The following is a 24,715-nucleotide window of genomic DNA, read 5'->3' on the forward strand; positions in this document are numbered from 1 at the left end:
GCAGAAGCCCTCCTTCCCGTTGCCTATCCGCACCTCACCCGACATGGGTTGTTCCAGCGGTTTGACTACATAAGCCGTCTCGCTAAGCGACGTTGCCAGGATCGCACGGCAATAGCACCGGCAATCTTCCAGTTGGGCAGTGCTGCTGCCGACTTGTCCGATACCTTCCCCTAGATCTGGCCTGCCTTCGTACGGACCAGATAGTGGCCGAGGCCGTAGACCGCAAAGCCATAAACCACCACGGCACCAATCACTCGAAACATCTCTTCTTCCCTCGTTGTTGATATCAACCGGGCCCCAAACGGGCGACCTTGTCGTCTAGCTTGCCACGCAGACTTGGCGTCACTTCTCGTGCGGCCGTTCCCTCGCCATCTATCGGCCCGGTGCTGGGGTAGAACTCCTCCACCACCGCCGGCACGTCTTCGGCCAGATCTTCGAACGCCCCATTGGCGAACCCCGTGCGGGCTGCCTCGTCCAGCGCCTCCTGGTCAAAGCCACTGTCTCGTCGCTTCTGGTCCAGCTGCCGTGCCATCGGGCGAGAGAGACAGCACGAACCGGCGCGAACCGGGGCGAGGTACGGTGTACTGCGCAGCCAGCGCGGGGTAATCGGCTGCTAGCCGTTTGGTGTCGATGCTGGCGCCATCTTTGGATCGCTTGTAGGTCACCTCGCCGCGAGCAAACAACGCCTTGCTGGCGTCGCCCATCGCTTGCTGGATCGTCTGCTTGAGCTGCTCGGCGACGTGCGCCTTCTCATCCAGCTCGGTCTTCAGCGCCGACAGCGAGGTGAAGGTCTGGCAAAGGGCCTCGTCGTCCGTGAAATCGAGCGATGTCTCGTTACCGGGGTAGAGCTGGCGCAGGGCCCGCGCGGATGACTCACTGCCATCGAAAGGTGGCTCGATGTCATGCTGCACGTACTCCCAGAACTTCGTCTCCAGCACGGTCAGTCGGGCGATGACCCCGTCGTCCCGCTCGATGCGATGGATCTCCAGCTGCTGCCCGCACAGCAACACGGCCACGTCTGCCGCCTGCTGGCCCGTCACGGCAAGCTGGTGCTGCACCTGCAGTTGGACATACTCCGGCACGCCGTCCTTCCACAGCCGCGCGCCAAACTCGCCGGCCGTCTTGCACTCCAGAATCTGCACATCCGGACAGCCCACGACCTCCCGGTCGATGTTGGCCAGCATGAAGTTGAAGGTAGGGTGTTGGAGCACGGCGCTGACACGCCTAACCTTGCGCCCGGTCTTCTCTTGGTAGGCCGTAGCCACGAAAGGTTCGAGCAGCGTGCCCCAGTAGCGGGGATCCTCCATGCCTGGACTTTCCGCGTGCGCGACGACACGCCCGGTTTTCTCTGCCCACAGCTCCAGCGGGCTCTTGTAAGGGTTGAGGCCAACCGCGGTGGCGGCATCGGAGCTGCCGATACCGCCCTGGCGCACTTCCAGCCATTGGCCCCGGTCGAGTGTGCGTGTATCGACCAACCGCAAGGCAGATCGCTTTTTCATCGTGGTTCCCCCAAAAGAAAGCCCGGCCAAAGGGCCGGGCGCTATGTCGTTTGCATCAAGATGAATTCTCCGGTCTGCCCGATTTCACCAGCTGGCGCGGTAGGTGATATCCCAGCCTTGCGCCTGCAATCGCTTAGCGTGATGAAGGACTTTCAGCGTGTAATCGACCTCGCCTTCGTCCAGCGTTTCATTTTCATCGGCGGTGAAATACTCGCTGGCACTCGCCGGGTCATCGCTTACCTGTTCGAGCTGTTCCTCCAGCTCGATCAAGGTATCTACCGAAACGAAGGACGGTCGGCAGTCGTCATGGCCTTCCTGTGTGTTGTTCACAAACCACCGGTGCAAGGCGTCGAACTTGCGCCAGTAACCGACCCGAACCGTGACGCCACTGACTTCCAGCAAGGACGTATCCTCGCCCGGCTTCTCTTTCGGCGGCACATAGCCGATGGCCGCGCCAATGGCACGGCGCATCGGTTCCGTCTGCGAGTCGTAGGGGGCGACGTACCGCTTGGCTTCCAGATACATATCCAGTCCCATCGCAGATCTCCGTCAGACCACCAGCTTCATCGCTTCGTCCCAGGCACGCTGCTTGATCTGCGCCCCCTGGCCGAACCACGCCGCGTCACGGCGGTGATCGTCACTGCGCGCCCGTCGATGGTGGTCGACGAACTCGGTCACGCTGTTGAGCAAGCCCCACGCCGTACCACGGCTGGATGCCATCAGTGCGCCGCTGCCACCGCCCTCGTACAGCGAGCGCACCGTGGCCAAGGCCTGTTCGTTGACCACCGGTGCCTTGCCATCCGGTGCTGCGTAGGTCAGTACCCGGCGCAGCAAGCCTTCGACCGAGTCGGGATCGACGGGGCGATCAACCAGTGCCTTCATTCGGACCACGAAGCCATCCCAGGACGACACGGTGATCCCCAGCTGGCGCTTGACCGCCTCTGCATCAAACTGGCTGCGGTGCGGCACCTTGATCGCGCTGCTGGCGTTCCCCAACGCGATCTGCAGGGTGTTGTTGCAGACCACCCGCACCGAGGTGAACTGCGCCGTGGTCGCCAGCGTGCCGTCGCAAGCCGTGGCCAGCAACAGGTAACCATCCACCCGATCCCGGCCTTTGAGCGTCGTGCTCTGGCCCGTCTTCGCCAACGCCCAGAACTTGCGGCCCTCGCGCAGCACGCCGGCCGTTTCCAACTCGAAACCGTTGCAGGCGGTCAGGTCACGATAGAACTCCAGGATCTCGCCCGGCTGCACCACGTGAAAGCGCTTGGACACTACGGCTAACGGGGCCTTGGTATCCGACCGATACAACACCTTCTGTTCCGGGAAAGCGTTGATGACGCCGACGTTGTTGCTGCCAGAGATGTAGCGGACTTCAGACTGCTCAATCTGCCAGTCCATGCCAGCGTTCTTCTTCCAGACCTCGATGGGTTGCTGCGGGGCAAGCTTGTTGCCCAGGCGGTGCCAGGGCTTTTCACCGGCATAGGCCATGGTTTCAACCAAGTGCATTGTCGTTTCCTCGTAAGTGGGTGGCATAAACGCACAAGGCCCGGACATGCCGGGCCTTGTGCGCAGTGCTTGTGACGCGTTGGATCAGGGAGCTTTGAAATCGCTACAGCGGGTGCAGCGGACGATGCCAACTAGTACCGCAATAGCAACCACCAGGACGCAGTAGGCCGTTTCGAGTTTGCCTGTCATGAGCTAGGAATCCCTGCGAACGCTGCGACGCGGAGCGTCCAAACGCGAAGCCGGTGACCATCGACTCCACAGGAGTAATGTGGATCTGAGATTTCTTTGATGGATGCTCTTTGAAGCGTTGCTACAGAAGGCCGCGCTCCGCCATGCTGACGCACTCGCTACCCACCACGATGTGGTCAAGGACACGTACCCCGATCAGCCGCAGTGCTTCGCGAAGCTCGTGGGTGAGCATCCGATCGGCCGCACTGGGCTCGGCCATGCCACTGGGGTGGTTGTGCGCCAGGATCGCCGCGCTGGCGTTGATGGCCAGCGCCGCGCGCACCACTTCCCTTGGATGGACGCTTGCCCCATCGACAGTGCCAGTGAAAAGCTTCTGGCAATCGAGGATCCGGTGGCGGTTGTCCAGCCAAAGAACGTGAAACTCTTCGTGCAGGAGCGCGCCCAAGCGCATACGCAGAAAGTCGCTGGCGTCCATCGGCGTGCCAATGCTGCCGTGGCGTTCCAGCCGGCTCTTCAGGATAGCTTCGGCTGCGGCGAGTACGTCTTGTTCGGTCGTCTCGCCCGTGAGCTTGTAGCGGATGTGGGTCAAAGATTGCGCGAGTTGCATGACGAGCTCCTTGATGACGGCATAAGCGTATAGAGCCCGGCGGTGAGGCCGGGCTTTATGCGTAATCGACGGGAAAGATGTGAAAACGGAAACCCGAGGCGAAGCGGCTCGCTTCCGCGAACCCGCCAGTGCTAAGTCAAAGCTGGATCGGGGCGATTGCAAAGGCGCAACCGCAGTCCTGAAAACGAAAGCTGTCGAACAGTCTGTGATCAATCGGCACACCAATCGTCGCTCAACGCGCAAACCTAGAGTGATGCGCGAGCATTTCGCCGCCCTACCCCTCAGTCGTCTTTCGCACAACCGCTGTCGGCGACCAGATAGCCGGTTGAGGGCACTGTGGCGCTCGCTTCTCTCTTTGGTGTGATATAGGTTTGTAAATTTTTTCGATCGATAGTCGGCTGCTTACCGCCCGAAATCGAGCGCTGCGGAGAACAGGAAGGACTTCTGAAGGATGGATGGGCCGAGCTACAGGCATTCGCATGAAAGTCACGACCACATGCATGCCCACAGCATGCCCCGTGACCAGTCGCAAACGATGCGATCGTACGGGGTTAACATGTCCGCAGAATGTCCGGTCGCTATGCTCCAACAACGGAGGCCAGCCACTTCGTTCGGCGTGGATGCTTTAGGGGACTACAGGGAATGGATACGGAGTTTTTGGAGAGTCTGACCCGGGCGGGGACTCGGGTGCGTCTGCGCGCCGATCCTAGTCAGGTGGGTGAATGCACGGGCAAGGTTCGGGATGACGACGACGCTTTGCTGGTGCATGTGCGCTTCCCTGGACGCAACGCCCAGTTCGAGATGGCCGAAGACCTAGAACCGGTCGCTGTTGAACTGGATGAGGCGACGGTATTGCGGGAAGGACGTTTTGCCCGCGCTACCAGCCTGCGCAAACGGCTTACCGCCGTGCAGTTACGCGGCCGACTTAACGAACTGATCTACAGCCTCGATACCACCAACACCCAATTCATGCCACACCAGTTCAAACCGCTACTCGCGCTGTTGGACTCGCCTTCGAAGGGCCTGTTGATCGCGGACGAAGTCGGTCTGGGCAAGACCATCGAGGCCGGGTTGATCTGGACTGAACTGCGCTTTCGCACCAATGCGACGCGATTGCTCGTGGTTTGTCCGGCGATGCTTACGGAAAAATGGAAGAAAGAGCTATCAACCCGTTTTGGAACAGATGCCCGAATCATGGGCGCTGGCGAACTACTGGAGTGGCTGGACAGAGGTACAGCCACCCCGCAAGGGGCGGCCATCATCTGCAGTCTGCAGGGCATTCGGCCACCATCCGGGTGGGATGATGACAAGTCGCCGTCGAGTTCGCTCGGCGCACGCCTAGCGCGCAAACTGGATGAGTCAACTGAGAGCACATTGTTCGACCTGACAGTGATCGACGAAGCGCACTATCTACGCAATCAGGAGACCTCATCCGCCGAACTGGGCCGATTGTTACGACCAGTCTCTGAGCACTTGGTTTTGCTTTCCGCGACGCCCGTTAATACCCGAAGCACGGACCTGTTCAACCTGGTGTCTTTGGCTGACCCAGATCAGTTCCAATACCCGCATTTGTTCGAGCAGATCCTGCAGGCTAATCGCCCATTAGTGCATGCTGCCAACCAGCTGAAGGCGAGGCACACCACACCGCAGATGGTGATCGAGTCCCTACGGGAAGCATCGGATCACTGGCTGCTAGAGGAAAGTGCAAGTCTTAAACGGCTTTGTGCCGATCTGCAGCTGATGATTGCCGAGACTCCTTTACCGGCTGAGGCACGCGTAGAGATCAATCAACGCCTTGAGCGGGTGAACTTGCTTGGGCAAGTGGTAGTTCGCACGCGCAAACGTGACGTCTTCGAAAATCGGGTGGAGCGCAAACCGGGCCGGCTCTCGGCCGTGATGAGCACGCCAGAGCAGGTGCTCTATAAGGCGGTGTCTGAAGCGATTTCGGATTACGCACTCCACCACAGCGGTGTCGAAGGCTTCCTGCTCGCCATGCCGCAACGGCAAATGGCTAGTTGCATGTATGCAGCAGCAAAGCGTTGGTTGTCGGCAGCTCCCGACGTGGATGAGATAAATGAGCTGGCCTTTGAGGCGTTCGACCTGATCGAAGAGGTCTCCACGTCGCCGGTCGCAAGCTATGTAGCGAAGCGGGTTGCTAGCCGCATCGATCTTGATGCGTTGCGCTCGCAGGATTCAAAGCTCAATTTGTTGCTGAATCTTCTCATGCAACACCAGCGAGACTATCCAGGTGAGAAGGTGCTGTTGTTCAGTTATTTTCGCGGGACGCTCGACTACTTGTGCGAACGACTGCAGGAGGTGGGTATTCCATCCCTGGTGGTGAAGGGCGGTGACAACAAGCAGGCATTGATCGACGAATTCCAAGCGTCGTCGCGATATCGTGTCTTGCTCTCGTCCGAGGTTGCCTCCGAGGGCGTCGATCTCCAATTCATGCGGGTCATTATCAATTACGACCTGCCTTGGAACCCCATGAAGATGGAGCAGCGCATCGGCCGCATTGACCGTATCGGTCAGCAGGCCGATGCCATCAGCATCTTCAACATGGTGTACGCCGACACCATCGACGAACGAATCCTGATTCGTCTGTTTGAGCGCTTGAGGCTTTTCGAGAGCTCTCTTGGCTGCACCGAAGAAGTGCTCGGTGAAAGCATCACCCAATTGACACGAGAATTACTATCCGCGCGTCTGACCCCAGATCAGGAGGTCGCACGCATCGAGGATACCCGGCGGGCGATCGAGCAGCGCAAGTTGGATCAAGCTTTGGTAGAAGAGAACGAGGCTGATTTGATTGGACTCGGAGACTATGTCCGCTCACGCGCCGAGCAGGCACAACGCACGCAGCGCCGTATCACTGACGACGATCTGCTGTCACATATCCGGGATTTTCTTGAAGCCCATGCAGAAGGTTACGTACTGCGCATGGATCCTGAACGGCCATTGCTAGGCGTGCTCAAGTTGCCACCCGATATGGCCGTAAAGCTTGAGCGATTTCGCGAGAACCAGCACATGGTGAAGTCCGCGCTGGAAAGTGGTCACGAGGTTCGTGTCGTCATTCGCAACCACGTGAGCGCGGGAGATGTCGCCAGAGGATGCGAGCTGGTCAATCAGTATCATCCACTGATCAGGATGATTGCCGTCGATGGTGGCTCTGTTGATACGGGGCCATTCCTTCATGCAGTGCAGATATCAGCCTCGGTATCCGGCATGGCGGTACCAACGGGCGACTACGCTTTTGCAGCAGAAGTCTGGACGTTTGCCGGCGCAAGAGATGAGGAGACCGTACGAGCTGTATTCAGCCCCTTGGGCGGTGGAGCGACTGTCGTCACTGATACTGCTTTCGACCTGCTCAACACGCTTCGTGCCCATGGGCGCGATTGGATCAACGCGCGCCACGCCATATCTTCGGTTGATGACACAATCGATGTTCTCGATAGGACCCGTGTTCTACTGACGCGGCAATACAAGGCTGATGTGGCTGCGCATGAAGCCGAGAATGCCGACCGTGTGCGATTGCAACGACAGAGCGTAGAGAGAAATGCAGCCCGCCGTCGTGGATCCTTACAGGAGCGGTTGAACAGGGCCGAGCAGATGAGTCAGAAAAACTTGATTCAACTGACACGAGGCAGCCTGCGCAAGCTGGACGAACAAACTAGGGTTGCGCTGGCGCGTTTGGATAGCCGCGAGGCACTGCGCGTCGTCCGTGATGGATTGGTTGAGGGTTTGGTAAGGATCCTGCCATGAAGCGTCCGTCGTCCACTCTGGGTGAGCTCTTTGGAGATGTATTCAAGGAACTGAAGCAGCATGTTGCTCCGCCCCCCGCGACATCTGCTGTACCCGTGGAGCGCAAGGCAGACCGGAATGTACGTCCACTCAAGCCGTCCCAACCTTCGAAAATCAAGAAGGATCAGGTGCGGCCATCGCGACCAAGCAAAGCGGCTAGACGCAAGCTGCGTGAGAACCTGGCCGTAGTGTCTAAGCGAGGCAAGTTAGATCTTGGCGTCTATCGCTGCGCCACTCCGTCGCATGCGCAGCCCATCACTCCACGAGCTGCACTGAACGAACTGTCTGCGGACATGACAAAGCTTGCGATTAGGGCGGCAAAATCACAGGCATCAATCAGCCAATCGTTGCGACCAGTTATGGCCGACGGATCAGGTACTGCGATATTCGGCCTCGATTTCGGCACTGCATTCACCAAGGCAGTGATCCGATTTCATGGGGACCACCACGCCGTCAATTGGTCCGGGGCCGTAGCGACGAGCGACCCCTATCTCATGCCATCCTCCTTCAGTGAGCACGAGGACGGAAGTATTGTACTGGGCATCAGGCAGGGACCAGGTTGGTCGCATCGTGATGGCATCAAGATGCGTTTACTTTCTTCTCCTCCGACAAAAAGTGACGAGGCGCACTGCGACGCGGCTTTATTCATTGCCGCGGCTCTTAGATATGCCAGCGGTTGGTTTGCCAGGGCTTACACAGGAGCTGATAGCCCCAGATGGAGGCTACATCTTGGTTTGCCTGCTGAGTCATGGGATGACGAGTCCGTAGCTGCACAGTTTCGCATCCTAGCTTCGGCGGGACGAACTCTAGCCTGCCAAGGTGAAGCGCTTACGCGTGAACGCGCCAAGCAGGCCCTGCGTGCTGCAAGGACATCTCCAGGCAGCATGGTGACCGTACTCCCTGAATTCGCCTGTCAGTTGTTCTCGTATCTTTCGTCAGCACAACGGCAATCGGAAATGCATGCACTGATGGATATTGGGGCTGGCACTTTGGATATGGCGTTCTTCAATGTGCACAAGGACGAAGACGGAGATGTGCTTCCCATTTTTTCAGCCAAAGTGAAGAACTTGGGCACGCATTTTCTGATCGGCGCGTTGGCGGGCAAAGCCGGCCAGCATCTTAGTTGGCGCGACGACGATGCGGCTGCCAATGACCAGGATGTGGTAGAGCGCCTTGGCGAGAATCGCGGTGACGTGAGCCAGCGTCGGGCTGCTTTTCTCAGCGCCCTGGCGCGGGCATTCAACGAGGCGCGTGAGCAAGCCCGCCTTCTCAATCCTACATCGCGGGTGTGGCGAGATCAGGAACCGCTGGATCTGTTCCTGTGCGGCGGGGGCAGTCGGTTACCCACAATTATCGAGCACATACGGCTGGTCGTCCGTGAGGCAAAAAAATCTCATGGTTTATCGATCAGGGTGAGCGCTCTGCCGCGACCGCAGAACTTCGTGAGTGACATGGCTGACGACCAATACGATCGGGTGTCCGTGGCATATGGACTCAGCCAAGTTCCGGGGAACGTCGGGAAGGTCATCCGTCGCCATGATCTTGAGCCTTTCGAGATGAGCTTGGGCCAGGAAATTGAAGATCGAGACGCGACGCGTTGAGTACCGGTTCCTTGAGTTCAGTTCCGGCCGATCGCCGAGACCTTTGTTTCGGCCCGATTAACCGCAGCCACGGATTCGCAGCTTCTCCTGGACTGATTTAGTATCGGCTCGATGGCCTTATCCGGCGGCCGAACCTGCCTCCATCGTCTTTTCAACAGCGCCACGCCATGCGACTAAGTGCTCTCCAAGTCATCCAGAAACTCTGATGCCGGATCGACTCCCGAAACCCATAGATGATCACGTGCACGGGTGCAGGCGACATACAGCAGATGGCGCTCGGTGTTGTAGATCTCTTCAAGATCAGCGTCATCGGCCACGGATTCGAGGCGTTCCTGTGATGGGATGACTTCGTCATCGCAAGCCATGACCATAACTGCGCGAAACTCCAAACCCTTGGCCAGATGCATGGTGGCGATCGAAATCTTCCCTTGAGCGGCCTGTGGATTTCCATCAAGCAGATGGTGCGGTAACCCGGTATGCGCCACCGCAGCACGTGCTCGGTCGAGTTCACTGAATGAGCGTACAAAAACACCAATCTCCTGGGCTTGCACGCCCTCGCTGATCTTCTGCACCAACCAACGACCCACTTCCATCGCTTCGTCATTCTGCGATGGCCACCTCGTGATACTCGGCTCGGTGCCGTTGAAGACCGAAACCGTGCCGCTGCGATCCTCGACATTACCGTCAACGTCCGCGACCTCTGGTGCCAACAACCGGTCGGCCTGCATGCGGATCTGATGCGACGTGCGGTAGTTGATATGCAAGGTCCTGGCGCGTCCGCGAATATCCACGCCCAGCGACTTCCATGAAAACGGCTGTTGAAAGATGCGCTGACCCAGATCGCCGGCAAAAAACAATGCGTTCGGCGCTTTAGCGCCGAACGCCGCTAGGAATCTCAGCTGAGCGACACTGACGTCCTGTGCCTCGTCGATCACCGCAAACTCGAACGGCGGATGCTTGCGCTGGATCAGCGCGGCGGTGAGACGGTGGTACATACCTGCCCGTGTGACCAAGCCCCGCTCCTGCAATTGAGATCTCGCCTTCTCGAACACCGGCCACAACTGCGCGCGCTGGGTCTCCGACAGCCGCGTCCGTCGGCCAAGTCGCCGCACATCCCGGTACTCCTCCCAGGTGGCCAGCTGCCACGCATCCACCACGTCCCGCCATTCCGACAACAGGAACGGCAAGCCGAACCGCTGATCGGCCAGCATGTCGGCAGCAGCGGTCAGCGCGGAACGGACAGCTTCCGAGTCAGCCATCTGCAACTGACCAAAATGCGCCTCGTACAGCCGCGCGGCGAGTGTATCCATCGCACATACTTCCAGCCTTTCACCAAGGCTTGGCTGGTTGTTGATCAGCCGACGGAGTTTGTCATGCAGGGCATTGGCCAGTGTGTCGGAGAAGGTGGCCAACAGCACTCGCGCATCAGGATTGGCGCGCGCAAGATGCACCGCGCGATGCAAGGCGACGATCGTTTTTCCGGTGCCGGCCGAGCCAGAAACACGGGCCGGGCCGCTGTAGTCGCGCTCCACCCACTCGCGCTGGGCCGGATGCAGGAAGATCGTCCACTTGTCCCACGGGTAGGCGAAGGCACGCTCCAACTCGTCAACGTCGGAGATCGTGCGAAAACGGCGCTGGGCGTCCGGGTGGGCAAATGCGGCAGAACTAGCGGACTCCTCAAGACCCGCTTCATCAGGGATATACAGGTCATAGCAAACATTGGGATCGAATGACATCTGGTCGGTAACTTTCGAGGGACGGACACGACCAGAGGCGCGCGGCACGCCACCCGTTGCCAATTCCAACAATGCTTCCGATGCTTCGGCAGGAAGGTGATCGGTCAGCTCCAGCAGTGTGTCTTCGTTTGCCGCGCGTACATCGGCCAGCCATTCCGGCGGCACGCCATAGCCGAGCAACTCATCGTCCGCGATGCGCAGGAAGAGTGTCGGTTTGACCCATCCCGACTGGGTCGGCACGGGCTGTTCCACTACCACATACTTCGGGACGGGAATTTCCTCGACGCGCTCGCGGATCTCCACAAACTGCGCCGCGCCCGTAGTGGGATGAACCTCTAGTTTGCGACGTTCGGCCCAGTGGTACGCCTTGTCGTGATGGTCGACGTAACAGAGCAGCAGGCTTGAGGCCGTCTTGTGCACGATCAAGCGAATATCGCTGCTGACCCGCACTGACCAGAAATTCTTGTCCTTCGCCGTGTCTAGTTTGTGCAGACTCATGCCAGGGTTGACCGGGTTCATCTGCAGGTCGAAGGCGGTAGTCTTCACGGCCTTCTGCTCGTCACCCGTAAGATGGGCAAGGCTGTCGGTAAAGGTATCGGCGATGCGGAAATCCATCATGTTGCCCCTGTCTTCAGGCCCGCAACACGCGCGGGCCGTTGGGCGCCCCAATCTTGGGCAACGCCTGTCGATCCTGACATAATAGAGGGGCGGTTTCTCCACGCCATGATTCACGACGGAGACCTGTCCATGCAACTCACCGGCCTTGGCCTCTACACCATCCCCGAAGCTGCCCGGCTCGCCGGTGTGCAGCCCGTGGAGTTGCGCCGGTGGCTGCGGGGGTACAACAGCGGCAAGGGCGAAGCATTGCGGCATCATCCACCGCTGTGGTCGTCCGAGATAGCCGGCGCAGATGTCGACGGACTGAGCTTCCACGATCTGCTGGAGATCCGTTTCGTCAAGGCGTTTCGTGAGCTCGGCATCAGTCTCCAGACGATTCGCATCGCCGCCATCAATGCCCGTGAAATTCTCGAAAGTCCGTATCCGTTCACCTGCAAAAGCTTTCAAACCGACGGCAAGACCATCTTTGCCGAGGCCATGCGCGAAAGCGGCGAACTCGATCTGCTCGACCTGCGCCGTCGGCAATACGTCTTCACCAAGGTTGTCCAGCCGTCCCTGTACGCCGGCATCGAGTTTGGCGCCGACAAACGTGCCGCACGCTGGTATCCCATGGAGCGCAGCAAGGCTGTGGTGCTCGACCCGAACCTGGCGTTCGGCAAGCCAGTGGTCACCGATACCGCGTTGCGCACCGACATCCTCTACGACGCATGGCTGGCGGAAGACAAGGACAAGCAGCGCGTTGCACGCTTGTACGAAGTCCCGGTCAAGGCGATTGAAACCGCTATCCGCTTCGAGCAGCGGCAGGCTGCGTGAAGCTGCTGCTCGACAACAATCTTCCACCAGCGCTTGCTCGCGCGCTACACGAACTGACCATTAGGGAATGGGAAAACCTCCACGAGGTTACCCATCTACGCGACCGTTTCCCTGCGAACACCCCGGATACGGAGTGGATCGCCACGCTTGCGCAGGAACATGGGTGGGTCGTGATCACGCACGATCGCCTGAACAAGGGTCTGGAGCGTGAAGCACTCAAACGCGCTGGCCTGAAAGTATTTTTCCTTGACCGCGGCTGGAAGGATCATAACTTCTGGGACAAGGCTGTGCAGCTTGCCCGATGGTGGCCGCGCATCGTCGAGCAAGCCGAAGGCATCAGTGGCGGGGCTGCATTCCAAGTGTCTTGGAACTTCAGGGGTAAAGGGCAGTTCGGGCAAGTCACGTTGTAACGAAACTGGCAAGTCCTGCTGCTTCTTTTGTCATCCGGCGTCCAATGGTGCAAATTCAGAGAAGCTCGTTGGACTCAGCTTCCAACGAGGCTTTTTACCGGAAGCCTTCAAAGGCTTCTTCCACCACTCGGTGCCTCCGGCAAAACCTTTGTCGCTACCCGCATTCTTGTTCAACAACGGGAACCGACGCTTTTCGCCAAGCCCGCCATACTGCTCACAAAAATATTCAAGCATCTTATATTCGACGTGCTTGTAATAGCCTACTGCACCTTGCAATCCTGGTCTTGCGAAGCTGAAATCGAACGTTGATCCGGAAAGGCTTTGCATCACATCAAACAGGCTTCTTTCCAGATGGCTTTTTATTCGTGTTTTGATGTTTCCAATGCCAACGTAAATGACCTGAGATGAGCGATGTCGGTATTGGATAGAGAGTGGATTTCCCAACGATATGACGTAAACGCCGTCCTTGACTGAAGCGAAATCGAAGCCCTGTTCCTCGCACGCATATTCGATTTCGTACAACGCCTCATTGATTGATCGACGCCGCAGCTCTTCCTGCACGCCCTTTGAATAATCATCGTATACCGCTAAATCGAATCCAGCGTTACGCGCATAGATCGCTAAGCTCTGATTCGGCACGTTGTACCAGCGATTTCGCTGCATTTGAATTTTCCTGCGAAGTTAGACGCGAAATACCTTCATGACCTCGTCGCCGAGATGATTGATCACCTTCACCGCAATGCGGCCTGACGTAGGCTTGTCGAAGGGTCGCGAGGTGTCGCTGTTGAGGCTGGCCCAGGCGTCGGGGTCGATTTCGGCTTTGAGGGTGGTCTTGAGGGCTTTGTAGGGGTCGTTGGCACCGAGGAAGTAGGCGTGGCGGACGAAGAAGCTCTCTTCGTTGTAGTCGGTGTCGATGAACCAGCAGGCGATGCCGTCGGGGCCGTCGCTGCGGACTTCGCCGGTGTTGGGGTGGAACACGTCGACACCGTTGACCTTGACCTGAATCTGTCCTGCCTCGCCGTCGTGCTGGGCGGCGTCGAGGATGTCGATGTCCGGCTCGCCGAAGATCACGAAGAGGTTCGCTGTGCTGGTTTTCTTGAGGTCGTCGGCCATGTGCAGGTCGGCGTTCATGCGCGCCTTGAGCACGGGGATGCGGCCGAGCTTGTCGAAGTCGGAGGAGCGGGCGTCATAGTTGAAGGCGCAGGTGATCAACACGTCGAAGTCGGCGTCGCCGGCTTCGCGGGCGGCCTGCACCAGGTCGGGGCGCGAGACGGTGCCGAACTCGGGGCCGATGAAGATGGCGGCGCGCTTCTCGGTGCCGGTGTCCGCATCGCCTTCGATGTAACGGCCCTCGGCGCAGACTAGGTCGCCCGGCCAGGGCACCAGCGAGGTGAAATTGATCTTGTCGTCCTTGTGCGCCTGCTGCACGCCGGCGGTCTTCAGGTTTTCCAGGATCATCTGCACGAAGTCGCGCTCTTCGCCGTAGCCGTCGTTGCCTTCGCCGATGCCGTCAATCAGCTCGTCATTCTCGTCCACGCCCAGCACGCGGTGCGGCGACAGGCTTTCGACGGTGAACGGGCCGGCCACGCGGATTTTCTTCTTGTCCTCGTAGGGTTTGTCGTAGAGGTATTCGTTGTCGGCCTTGGCGGCGATGGAGGCGTCGATCTCGCGCTGGCGTGCGTTGCGCTGCTGCCACCAGTCGACGTGCAACTGCTTCGCCTCGGCAGACCACTTCGTATCGACCTCACGCGGAATCTCCCACTCCTGCCAGTGCTTACCGAGCGCCTTGTTCAAGGATTCCCGCAGCGGTTCCAGCGCCTGCTGAAACTTGTCCCAGATCACGTCGATCTCGGCGTTGTTGGCAATGGATTTCAGTGTGACGTGTGGCACGCGCTCGTAGACGAAACCGTGCGCGATGTTTCCGCGGGTTGCTGCACTCGAGGGTACGCTGCGGGTGAGCTCGGCTTCCTTGAGCTGGCCATCGAACGAGTCAGCAAGCAGATAGAACGGATAGCGTGCACCCATGATGCGTGCGCGAGCCAGCGCTAGCGCCACGCGCGAAGTGTCCGTCGTTATCCAGCGCCGCCCCCATTGTTCCGAAACAGTGGCCGTAGTACCTGAGCCGCACGTGGGGTCAAGAACTAAATCTCCCGGATCAGTAGTCAGAAGAATGCATCTCTGCACCACCAGCGAGTCGGTCTGAACAACATAGATTTTCGGATCTGAGTTGGAAAATCCTGCACTACCTGTATCAACCCATTGGGTGGAAAATGCCTCAACTGAGAAATCATCAAAATATCGAATGAAGTTCAACTGCGCGCCCAGACCGATCAAGCGTTGAGCTTTTTGCAATTTTTCCAAACCGTCCGGATTGGTAGTTTTCCAGTGACGGTGTGCCCCGCAATCGTACGTCTTGTTCCGGAATTTGTATTGACGGTCATCTGACTTACCGGGATCACCCGACACGCAAAAACTCAGCTGGGCAATGCGCCACTCGTCGGGAAGAGCAGAGTCACCAGATTTTTCTTCGGAGGACGCAAATCGTGCCGAGGTCGTGCACGGTGAAACAGCGTATTTGTAGCTCTTTAGTTCGGCGATGTTCTTTTGTTGAAAGAGAGGACGAAACTTGATCGACTGCTTATTCTTGGCGTACCACAACAAGAAATCATTCTCAGTCGGCAGCAGGTTGGACGATGTCCTGGCTGTCTTTCGAAAAATGATTTCCCCACAAAAATTCTGCTCTCCGAAGACCTCGTCCATTACGGAACGCACTCGGTGCAGATTCTCCCCACCTATCTGCACAAAGATCGACCCCGACTCGGTCAGCAAGTCGCGCGCCACCATCAAGCGGTCACGTAGATACGTCAGATACGAATGAATGCCATCACGCCACGTATCGCGAAACGCCTTGACCTGCTCCGGCTCGCGCGTGATGTGGGCGGTGTTGCCGTCCTTGACGTCGCGGCTGGTAGTGGACCACTGGAAGTTGGAGTTGAATTTGATGCCGTAGGGCGGATCGAAGTAGATGCACTGCACCTTGCCGCGCAGGCCCTCGCGCTCGGCCAGTGACGCCATCACCTGCAGGCTGTCGCCCAGGATCATGCGGTTGGCCCAGTGCGCGTCGTGCTGGTAGAACTCGGTCTTGGCGTTGTCGCTGGGCAGACCATTGAAGTCGGCGAACAGGTCGGCCATGTTGCCGGCCTGCGTCTGTACTGCCGATTCTTCCCTGCGCTCGGTTTCGCGACGCAGGTCGTCGATCAGCACCTTGGGGTGCACCTTCTCCTGGATGTACAGCGGCGGCGCGTTGACCACCAGATCGGACCAGTCCTGCTGGTCCTTACCGCGCCAGACCAGCTGCGGATCCAGATCGCGGTTTCGCTGCTGCTTCTCCTCGTCCAGTCCGTTGTGGCCGCGCGGATAGGACGCGCGCACCGGCGCGCTGTCCTCCTTCTGCATCAGCGACTGGTATTCCGCGGTGGGAATGTTCTTGCGTGTCGCCTCGTCGTGCTTGAGCGCTTCGACGGTAAGCGGGGTTTTAGGTTTCTTGGCCATCAGGCGGCCTCCAGCTCTTCGTCGGCTTCCATCGAGTCATCTTCCTGCTCGACTTCGTTGGTGCCGGCTTCTTCAACCACCGGTTTCTGCATGGCGCCGGCCACCAGTTCAGCCAACGCCTTGCTGCGGGCTTCGTAGAAGGCATTGAAATCATCCGCACGTAGGTGTGCCGGCTCGATCAGATGCGTACGCAAGATGGCATTGAGGTCGGCCGGGGAAAGACCCTGCTTCTCCTCGATCCGCTTGAGGTAGACCGATGGCGCATCACCACCCACTGAAATATTGGAAAGCTTCGACAGCGGCGTCTTGTTGATGATGGCGTCGAACAGACCCTTCTCGATGCCCTGTTTCTTGCACCATGCCTGCGGAAAGACGTGATGAATGTCGATGTCGTCATTGAAGAACGTCATCAAGTCGGTCGGTCGCCCGGTGATGAAGTCGCGGCAACCATCTTTCATCAGTAAGGCATGCAGGCCCTTGTAGGCGGCGGATTGCCGCGAACGGAGAGAGCGCAGCCTCACCGTCTGGAAGACTGCCTCGTCGAGGGTGCGAGGGCGGGATGCCGGATTTTTTATCCAGTCGACCACTTCGGGGACGTCGCGGGCCAACCTGGATTCCGTGCTGGACCCAAACAGTTCACCCAGCGTGACAGACCAGAACCACTGGGCAAGCTGCTGCTTGGCTTTGGCTGTCTGAGCGTCTTTGCCTAGGATCGCAAAAATTGCTGCGAGTCCGACGACCAGTGGCGGATAGGAGACGTCTTTGTGCCAGATGATCTTCAGCTCGTTGAGGAATCCGCCGGCCTCAATGAAGCCAGCCTCCACAGCGTCGGCATGCTTCTGGTAGGCGTGCAGCGGCAACCCCAGTAGCGCGTCGCGTTTGCAGGAGATCTGCGGGAGATCACCGTCCTTTGCGCCTTCGGCTGCCTTTTGGAGTCTCAGGTCGCGCGTATGCAAGAGTGTGCAGGCCTGCAGAAAGTCAGTATTGGCTATCTGGGTGAGCACATCGCGCGGGTTCGGTGCGCCGATCATGCGGGAATGGCGGCCAGCTTTTGCTGGCTTTTTTGTGCCGTTCCAGTCCTCACGGAGGTCGAACTTTTCGGCTGCGTAGATGGCGGTGACCAGTTCGAACGCGTCGAGCTTCTTGCCGCCTACGTTGACCTTTTCGAACACGACACAGATCGCTTCCCGCTTGTTGTTGCGATCGAGGCGGATGATCGGCATTTTGTAGCGCTCGATGGAGTCGACGATGGTGCGCACGAAGTCACGATCGAGCTCGGTGATGTCGCGGCCTTTGGCCCGCCAGAAGTCTCGCCAGTCGTAGAACCAGTCACGACTGTCAAAGACCTGATTTAGCGGAAAGAGATCGAGTTCGAATTCGCGATCCCGAGTAGAGACGTCCAGATCAATGGTTTTGCCGAAATTCGTGCGGACGATCCTGTCGGCAGGCACGCCGATGATGGCGTCCTCCAGACTACCCTTGCTGGCAGCCGCCTTTTTGATGTCGATGTAGTACAGGCGCTCCACGAGCTTCTTGTGCACATTCCTGGTGCGAACAGGCGCTTTGGCGAACGCTGCCTGGAAAAGGGACGTCATGCGCTGCTGGCCGTCCAGCAGCAGCTCGGTCGGGCGTACATCCCTGACTTCCACGCCTTCAAGGACGCGGGGTTTGAATTCGACCTCGCCGCCGGTCTCGAGCGTCAACAGCGCTCCCACGGGAAATCCCTTGGCAATCGACGCGATCAGACTGCGTACGTCTTCATCACCCCAGACGTAGTCCCGCTGGAAATCAGGAAGCTGCAGTTTCCCTTCGTTGACCTTGCGCAGGATGTCTTTCAGGTCTTCCTTGGTGGTGTCAAACATTTGCTGGTGCCTCTTGTGCTGCGTCGGATGCGACGCTATTGATCATTTTTTTGAATTCCGCCTCAACTTTCTTGGCGAAGTCGTCCTGGATCTGGAATACGTCAGTGAACTCGGCAAATGCCCAGCGGCCATACGTGCTCAAGTTGTTCACGCCAGGCACCCAGTACGTGTCCATGGTGGACTTCTTTTCCTTGGCGTCTTCGCCGCGGTAGCCCTTGATCTCGACGACGAGATGTAGCGGGTCATCGAGGCCATGGCCATCATCAATGTGAATGATGAAGTCGGGACGATAGATCCGGGTTTCGGAGGCATAGCGGTACGGCACATCGAAGCCGAGGTTGTGGTTCTTGACGTAAGCCAGCACCTTGGGATGAGCCTCGGCAACGCGGCAGAATTCGCTTTCCCAATCGCTGTCGAGGATGACCCAGTTGAGCTGACACTTCGGTGGCGGCCCGAGGGTCTCCCAGCGATCTGCTTTCGATGTGTTGAAGTTGACGTGGACGGTGGAGCCAGTGGGGTTGTACGGGTCGAGGATGGCCTTGACCGCGCGCCCTTTCTTGATTTCGTCGGCCGTGATGGCCTTAGTAATTCGTTCGCACGCGATGTCGGCCAGCGCCTGGTACATCAACAGGCCGGGATAAGTGTCGCCCTTGCATACAAGGCAGGTATCAAGCCACTCCTTGGTGATGCGCTTGAGCTGACCGAACAGGTGCAGCTTGGGTTGCTCGCCCGAGTCACGCCACTTGGTAGTGAGAAGACGCTGGGTAATGTTGAACAGCAAGGTGGATCGACGCATGTCGCGGATGTGATCCAGGCTCAGATCCACAGTCTCGCCGATGATGCCTGCGTTCTTGGTTTTGGACGGCCCGACGATGGCTGGCGTGAGTTCAAAGACCGAGTCTTCGTTGAAGTTGGCGGTTAGACGCTCTTCCGGCAGTTCGACGCGGTAACCGGCCACGCGCGGGAAGCGGATCTCCAGCGCGTCGCGCTCGGGTCGCATGGCTTTGACGTGGATGGTTTCACGAGGTGGCTGTGGCGGCGCAACGACCGGCTTGGCAGTGAAATCAAACGGGATGCCGAGCACGTCAGCGTACTCGACGTTGAACAGGCCTTCTTCGTTGAGGTCGTAGGACTGACGGCGTAGGGCGCGGCCGATGACCTGTTCACATAGCAGCTGAGTTCCGAATGCGCGCACACCGAGCACATGGGTGACGGTGTTCGCATCCCAGCCTTCGGTAAGCATGGACACGGAGACCACACAGCGGATCGACTCGCCCAGCGAGCCTGGCTTGCCGACTGTGTTCATGACCTCGCGCAGGAGCGTGGCATCGTCGATGTCTTTACCCGCACGTAGATCGTTGGCCAAGGCGCCGCCACGTTCGAGCGCCTCGCGCTTGAACAGCTCGATCTCGGGACCGGCCATTTCGCGGAAACCCTTGTCGAGCGCATCGCCGGATTCGAGCTGCTCGCTGTCGATCAGCAAGGTGTTGGGCCGCGGCAGCGGATTGTCGTGCTCGTCGAAGTTGCGGAACAGTTCCAGGCGACCGTTGACGACGTTGGACGTGCCATCCTCGTTATCGCGGACGAAGCCCGAGATGTAGTCGTAGACCAGCTTGGACGTGGCTGTGTTGTTGCACACCACGATAAAGCACGGCGGCACCTTGATGCCGGAGGCCTTCCAGAGCACGTAGGTTTTCTCGTAATGCCCGTACAGTGCCTGCAGTGCGGTCTGCAGCTCCACTGGAATGCTGAGTGGGTCGAGCGTAGCGTTCTTGCCGCGGCCCTTCTTGGGCATCTTCTTGCCGATGTGCTCCCACAACTTGCGGAACATCGGCATTTCGTCGCCGGGGATGTTCTCGGCCACGGGCACGCGCGGCAGTTTGACGATGCCACATTCGATCGCGTCCATCAGCGAGAAGTCGCTCATGGTCCACGGGAATAGCGTGCCCTCGGCGTAGCCGGAGCCGCTGAGGAAGAACGGCGTGGCGGAAAGATCCATCACTCGTGCCACGCCGAGTTTGCGGTTCACCGCCTCAAGGCCTGATATCCACAGGCGAGCGGCCTCCGCGTTCTTCTCGGCTTCCTTCCGGTCATCGCCCTTCAGGTCTTCGTCTTCGTCGCTGCCCGGTTTCTCGCGATAGCAATGATGCGCTTCGTCATTGATGACGAGAATGTTCTTCAAGCCCATCAGCTCAGGCATCACCCGTTGCAGCATCTGACCTTCGGTTTCGAGCGTCTCCAGCGGCGCGCCATTGCGGCCCTGCAGCAGCAGCCGACCACCCTTGGACAGCTCGATGCGTTCGCGCAACTTGAATGCGTGGTAGTTGGTAATGACGATCTTAGCCTTGCCCAGATCCTCCAGCATGTCGCTGGGCACCAGCTCGCGGCTGGCGTAGTAGCTGTCCGGGTCGTTCGGCAGCAGCACGCGCAGGCGATCGCGGATGGTGATGCCGGGAGCGACCACCAGAAAGCCACGACTGAAGCGCTTACTGGTCGGACGGCGCACGGCATTGACGGTCTGCCACGCAATCAGCATGGCCATGACCGTGGTCTTGCCGGCACCGGTTGCCAGTTTCAGTGCCAGCCGCATCAACTCCGGATTGGCGTCGTTGTTGGCATTGGCGAGGTGTTCTAGGATGCCCTGGCCGGCCTTGCCGATGTGCGGTGCGACTTCGCTCAGCCAGATGGCCGTTTCCACGGCCTCGACCTGGCAAAAAAACGGCCGCACGCCACTGAATTGGTGATGGCGCCAATGCTGCAGCAAGCGAACGGTTTCCGGGGTGACATGCCAATCGGCAGGATTGGGCAACTGGCGCCAGCGATCCACCTGCTGGCGCACCGTATTGATGACGGTGGTGTGGTCGTAGCGTTGGGCTTCGGTCGAGAGCCCCTTGCCCTCGTCAAACACCAGGTCGCCTTGTTCGGCCTTACCTTTGCGCTTACGGGGTTTCGGTATCGGGGTAAAGAACTCGGCTGTGCGGCGACTCGCCTGCACTCGCTGGGTTGGCTGCCCGCTCTCGTCGAGCTCCCAATGCCGCGCCGGATAGTCATACGGCGAGTTGAGAATCGGCTTCTCAAAGAACTGGCTTTCCATACTTCCCCTGTTTCCGCTTTCAGTCTGGCGGTAGAACCGCACCCCTCGACAGTCCACTGTATGGCGATGCGCACTGATGGGCAACGAATGATGTTCGCGGCAGGAACTTGGGTGGAATGATCGCTAACCCTCGTCCTGCAAATTGGTCATGACGAAGTCACACGCCCAGCGACCGGCAAGCTTTTCGAAGGACTACTTGTTCAGTGGTAGTCGTCTTCGCGTTGGTGACGAACGGCAAGGATGGTCACTGTTTGATCCCCCTCGATCTCGTACAGCGCCACGTAGCCGGAGGTGCCGAACGAAACCAGCAGTTCGCGCAGGAAGGGATTGTCCGGATCGGCCTTGCGGCACGTGAAGGGGAATGACTGAAGCAGCTCCAAGCTTTGCTCGATGACTTCCATCGCCCGCTGCGCCGCTTCTATGTCCTGCTCCAGCAGGAACCCGTAAAGCCGCAGCAGATCGTCGCGGGCCGCCCGCGTGTAACGGACGTGCCAGTTCAACGCTTGGCCTTGCCGCTCGGTGACTTCGTCAGCATGCCGCGCAACTCGGCATGCACCGACGCGGCCTCGAAGTATTCACCTGTCCGTCGTGCCTCGTCGCGGGAGGCCAAGCCACGCGCCAAGAACTCGTGCTGCAGCTGGCGACGGGTCACCTGATCGCGCAGTGATTGCTCCATAAAGCTGGACAGGCTCTCGCCTTCGCGCAGGACGGCTTCGGCCGCCTGACGCAACTCGGGGTCGACTCGAAGCGAAGGAATGGAAGCGGATTTCACGGGCGCACCTCATGCGTTGCATTTGCAATGCAAGGTTAGCACGAAGCTCGCACAGTCCGCCCACCCCTGCCTATCGGGGATCGCCTCCCACCTTTAACAAGTCCAGGTAATCCGCCCAAGCCTGCATGACCTTTCGGCGCTCAGGCATATGTTGGGCCTTGTTGTACACACCAACGATTCCGGGCTCCTTGTGGGATAGCTGACGTTCCAAGGCTTCGGGATTCCATCCCAACTCCCCCAACAACGTGCGCGCCATGTGGCGGAATCCGTGGCCCGTAATGATGCCCTTGTAACCAATACGAGCCAGCGCCGCGTTTACCGCGCCATCTGACATATGACGCTTCGGATCGCGGGCCCCCGGAAACAAATAGCGCCCGTGGCCTGTCAACTGGCGCAGTTCGCGAAGTATCTCCAGCGCCTGTCGACTCAAAGGCACGATATGCGGCGGCGTAGCGGGATTTTCCTTGGCCGCCTTCTTCAGCTTTCGATTCATAGGCGGCACCGTGTAAGACGGGTGCTCGCCATCCAGGTCAAAGTGCGTCCACTCCGCCATGCGTATCTCGCCAGGCCGACAGAACCACAAGGGTGCCAATCTCAGAGCGCACTGCACGGGGAGAGTGCCCGTGAAGCCATCGATGGCACGCATCAACTCTCCCACGCGTTTCGGGTCGGTGATCGTTGGATGGTTCTGAGGATTACGGCTGGGCAATGTATCGCGCAGATCGGCGGCAGGATCGCGACTGGCCCGTTCAGTGGCTACTGCAAATCGAAACACGCGACTTAGTTGATGCCGGAGGCGATGAGCCTGCTCGATATGCCCCTGCTTGACCAGGTAGGCGAACAACGGGCGAATCTCTGCCACTCCTATATCAGAGACCGGCAGGCCACCAATCCTGGGGAAGGCGTGATTTTCCAATCGGCCGCACTCCTTCAAGAACTGGCCGGCTGTCCATTCAGGTTTCTTCACCGCCAACCACTCGCGAGCGACCGCTTCGAAACTGTTGGCTGCGCGATCGGCACCGGCAGCCTTTTCGGCCTTGCGTTGGACGCCTGGATCTACGCCCTGCGCAAGCAGTTTGCGTGAGGCATCGCGCTTCTCGCGTGCATCGGCCAGTCCGGTGTCGGGATACGTGCCTAGCGACAGCCGCTTCTCCTTGCCCCCAAAGCGGTACTTAAGTCGCCACCACTTGCCCCCAGATGGAGCAACCTCCAGGTACAAGCCTCCACCGTCGAACAGCCGCTGGGGCTTATCGGTGGGCTTGGCCTTACGGATGTTGACATCGGAAAGCGCCATGGGGGCAACTCACTACAGGCAACGGTACCTGCCCCCAATGCTGCCCCTTGTTGCCCCCGGATTACAATAGACGTGATCGGACACGACTGGACGGTGCAAAGACGCCAAGCCCTTGCTGCAGCTGGGTTGTCGAGGCGGTATTGGACGGGAATGGTCAGGAATGGACACTGATTTGGTGGCTATGGGTGGAGGGGAAGCATAGCCACCATCCGACCCAAGAACCTAGCATTTATGCGACTTCCCGCCGAGGCGGTTAGTCTCACTGTAGCAGTTCTCGTAACACTTCTCGTAGCACTCGCCGTGGCAAAGGGGGCTTACGCCAGAAAATCTTGGCGCAAATTTTCGCTGGGGCATCAAATAAAGACAGCGTCAGGATCTCCCCCCGTGCCGGCACCTATTCGAGGGCGAATTGCGGACTCGAACCACTCCACTTCGCGCCCCTTCTACCGACGGGAAACACACATGCGTGTTGACACGCATGGATAGCAACACTATCGTGTGTCGAAACACACGTGGAGTGTCGCATGAGCGCTAACAAGGTCAAGAAGATCCGCACCCAACTCTCAATATCGCAGCGTGAGCTTGCGGAACGAGCGGGGACCAGCCAGCAGCAGATCCAACGAATTGAGGCCGGGAAGATCACCACTAGCCTCACAATCGCCAAGGCAATCTGCGTCGCGCTCGGCAAGCCGCTTGAGGTTGTGTTTCCCGCCGCAGCAAAGGCATTGAATGAGCTGCGTAGCGAGCTTGAAGCAACTCGCTACATCACCGACGACGCGCTGTCGAAAGTCTCCAACGGCGGCATTGAAGCAGACGACTCGCAATGGTGGCTCAAGGTGCTCCTGAAGCGACAGCAAGAGCCGTTGGTGTTCGCGATTAGCGCGGAAGACAAGCGTCGACTCTATTCGGTCGTTCAAAGCGAGACAGATAGTTCGACGCTTGAGTTCGCTGTCTTCGATAGCAAAGACGCACGTTACGCACTTAACCTAAGCGAGGTCTCGTTCTGCCAGTTTCTTTTCGATCCAGTACACGACCACCGAGCACTTGCCCCTGTTGAAGAAAAGAAGGAAGCAGAGCACAACGTCTTCATCACAATGACCGGGGGTGGTCCGACGATTGGACTAGGTGTCGATGCAGACGATGCTGAGAGCGAGGACGATCCCGGACAGCTCGCCAACGTACTTTTCATGTTGGAGAGCGGTGCTTCTGACGCCGGTGACCGCTATCTCATCGTCGACGTGGATGGAGAGGACGCGTTCATACGTGCCGGCTCGGTCGCCCTCCTCAAGGTCGCCCTTTGGGCGATCGGGGAAGGATCGGACGACTAACGGCAGCACATTCCGAACCAGCCAGCAATTCGGCAA

The 24,715-nt window shown here is 58.8% G+C and carries 17 protein-coding genes; 5 read left to right on the forward strand and 12 right to left on the reverse strand.

Annotated elements, in window-relative coordinates; all coding sequences use genetic code 11:
- Nucleotides 1-488: 488 nt before the first annotated feature.
- The 4 genes from ASD22_RS11040 to radC form a co-directional block, all read right to left on the reverse strand.
- On the reverse strand, nt 489-1,499 hold the full coding sequence (locus ASD22_RS11040; protein WP_056083020.1) for a lambda-exonuclease family protein: 1,011 nt from the start codon (nt 1,497-1,499) through the stop codon (nt 489-491).
- 84 nt (nt 1,500-1,583) lie between these two features.
- Complete coding sequence (locus ASD22_RS11045; protein ID WP_056084212.1) at nt 1,584-2,024, reverse strand: hypothetical protein; 441 nt, start codon at nt 2,022-2,024, stop codon at nt 1,584-1,586.
- Between the two features lie 24 nt (nt 2,025-2,048).
- Complete coding sequence (locus ASD22_RS11050; RefSeq protein WP_056083023.1) at nt 2,049-3,005, reverse strand: DUF932 domain-containing protein; 957 nt, start codon at nt 3,003-3,005, stop codon at nt 2,049-2,051.
- 310 nt (nt 3,006-3,315) lie between these two features.
- The gene (radC, locus tag ASD22_RS11055) at nt 3,316-3,801 is read right to left on the reverse strand and encodes a DNA repair protein RadC (protein WP_056083032.1); all 486 of its coding nucleotides are present in this window, start codon (nt 3,799-3,801) and stop codon (nt 3,316-3,318) included.
- Between the two features lie 642 nt (nt 3,802-4,443).
- Between radC and ASD22_RS11060 the strand changes: the two genes are divergently transcribed.
- Entirely contained in the window at nt 4,444-7,560 is a 3,117-nt protein-coding gene (locus tag ASD22_RS11060) for a helicase-related protein (protein ID WP_056083034.1), read from the forward strand.
- Nucleotides 7,557-9,200: a hypothetical protein gene (locus tag ASD22_RS16725; protein ID WP_156458993.1), complete on the forward strand. Its 1,644-nt coding sequence runs from the start codon at nt 7,557-7,559 to the stop codon at nt 9,198-9,200. The genes ASD22_RS11060 and ASD22_RS16725 overlap by 4 nt, the downstream gene beginning before the upstream one ends.
- 173 nt (nt 9,201-9,373) lie before the next feature.
- Here ASD22_RS16725 and ASD22_RS11070 read toward each other — a convergent pair whose 3' ends face one another.
- Nucleotides 9,374-11,551 carry a 3'-5' exonuclease gene (locus tag ASD22_RS11070; protein WP_056084214.1) on the reverse strand — a complete coding sequence of 726 codons (2,178 nt, stop codon included), beginning with the start codon at nt 11,549-11,551 and terminating at the stop codon, nt 9,374-9,376.
- 132 nt (nt 11,552-11,683) lie between these two features.
- Between ASD22_RS11070 and ASD22_RS11075 the strand changes: the two genes are divergently transcribed.
- Nucleotides 11,684-12,367 (forward strand): hypothetical protein, encoded by a 684-nt coding sequence (locus ASD22_RS11075; protein WP_056084217.1) that lies wholly within the window; start codon nt 11,684-11,686, stop codon nt 12,365-12,367.
- On the forward strand, nt 12,364-12,777 hold the full coding sequence (locus ASD22_RS11080; protein WP_056083039.1) for a DUF5615 family PIN-like protein: 414 nt from the start codon (nt 12,364-12,366) through the stop codon (nt 12,775-12,777). The genes ASD22_RS11075 and ASD22_RS11080 overlap by 4 nt, the downstream gene beginning before the upstream one ends.
- A gap of 30 nt (nt 12,778-12,807) precedes the next feature.
- Here ASD22_RS11080 and ASD22_RS16730 read toward each other — a convergent pair whose 3' ends face one another.
- The 7 genes from ASD22_RS16730 to ASD22_RS11110 form a co-directional block, all read right to left on the reverse strand.
- A complete protein-coding gene (locus ASD22_RS16730; protein WP_156458994.1) occupies nt 12,808-13,440 on the reverse strand; it encodes a hypothetical protein in 633 nt (210 codons plus the stop codon).
- A gap of 18 nt (nt 13,441-13,458) precedes the next feature.
- Entirely contained in the window at nt 13,459-16,329 is a 2,871-nt protein-coding gene (locus ASD22_RS11085) for a site-specific DNA-methyltransferase (protein ID WP_056083041.1), read from the reverse strand.
- Nucleotides 16,329-18,191: a DUF262 domain-containing protein gene (locus ASD22_RS11090; protein WP_056083044.1), complete on the reverse strand. Its 1,863-nt coding sequence runs from the start codon at nt 18,189-18,191 to the stop codon at nt 16,329-16,331. The genes ASD22_RS11085 and ASD22_RS11090 overlap by 1 nt, the downstream gene beginning before the upstream one ends.
- Nucleotides 18,184-21,285, reverse strand: a complete 3,102-nt coding sequence (locus ASD22_RS11095; protein ID WP_056083047.1) for a DEAD/DEAH box helicase family protein — start codon at nt 21,283-21,285, stop codon at nt 18,184-18,186. Before ASD22_RS11095 ends, ASD22_RS11090 begins: the two co-directional genes overlap by 8 nt.
- 200 nt (nt 21,286-21,485) lie before the next feature.
- Nucleotides 21,486-21,785: a type II toxin-antitoxin system RelE/ParE family toxin gene (locus ASD22_RS11100; protein WP_056083050.1), complete on the reverse strand. Its 300-nt coding sequence runs from the start codon at nt 21,783-21,785 to the stop codon at nt 21,486-21,488.
- Nucleotides 21,782-22,057 carry a YlcI/YnfO family protein gene (locus ASD22_RS11105; RefSeq protein ID WP_056083053.1) on the reverse strand — a complete coding sequence of 92 codons (276 nt, stop codon included), beginning with the start codon at nt 22,055-22,057 and terminating at the stop codon, nt 21,782-21,784. The genes ASD22_RS11100 and ASD22_RS11105 overlap by 4 nt, the downstream gene beginning before the upstream one ends.
- Before the next feature lie 70 nt (nt 22,058-22,127).
- On the reverse strand, nt 22,128-23,351 hold the full coding sequence (locus tag ASD22_RS11110) for an integrase arm-type DNA-binding domain-containing protein (RefSeq protein WP_056083055.1): 1,224 nt from the start codon (nt 23,349-23,351) through the stop codon (nt 22,128-22,130).
- 524 nt (nt 23,352-23,875) lie between these two features.
- Here ASD22_RS11110 and ASD22_RS11115 point away from each other — a divergent pair.
- A complete protein-coding gene (locus tag ASD22_RS11115; protein ID WP_056083058.1) occupies nt 23,876-24,679 on the forward strand; it encodes a helix-turn-helix transcriptional regulator in 804 nt (267 codons plus the stop codon).
- Nucleotides 24,680-24,715: the final 36 nt, after the last annotated feature.

Source organism: Rhodanobacter sp. Root480 (assembly GCF_001426645.1).
GTDB classification, from domain to species: Bacteria; Pseudomonadota; Gammaproteobacteria; order Xanthomonadales; family Rhodanobacteraceae; genus Rhodanobacter; species Rhodanobacter ginsenosidimutans.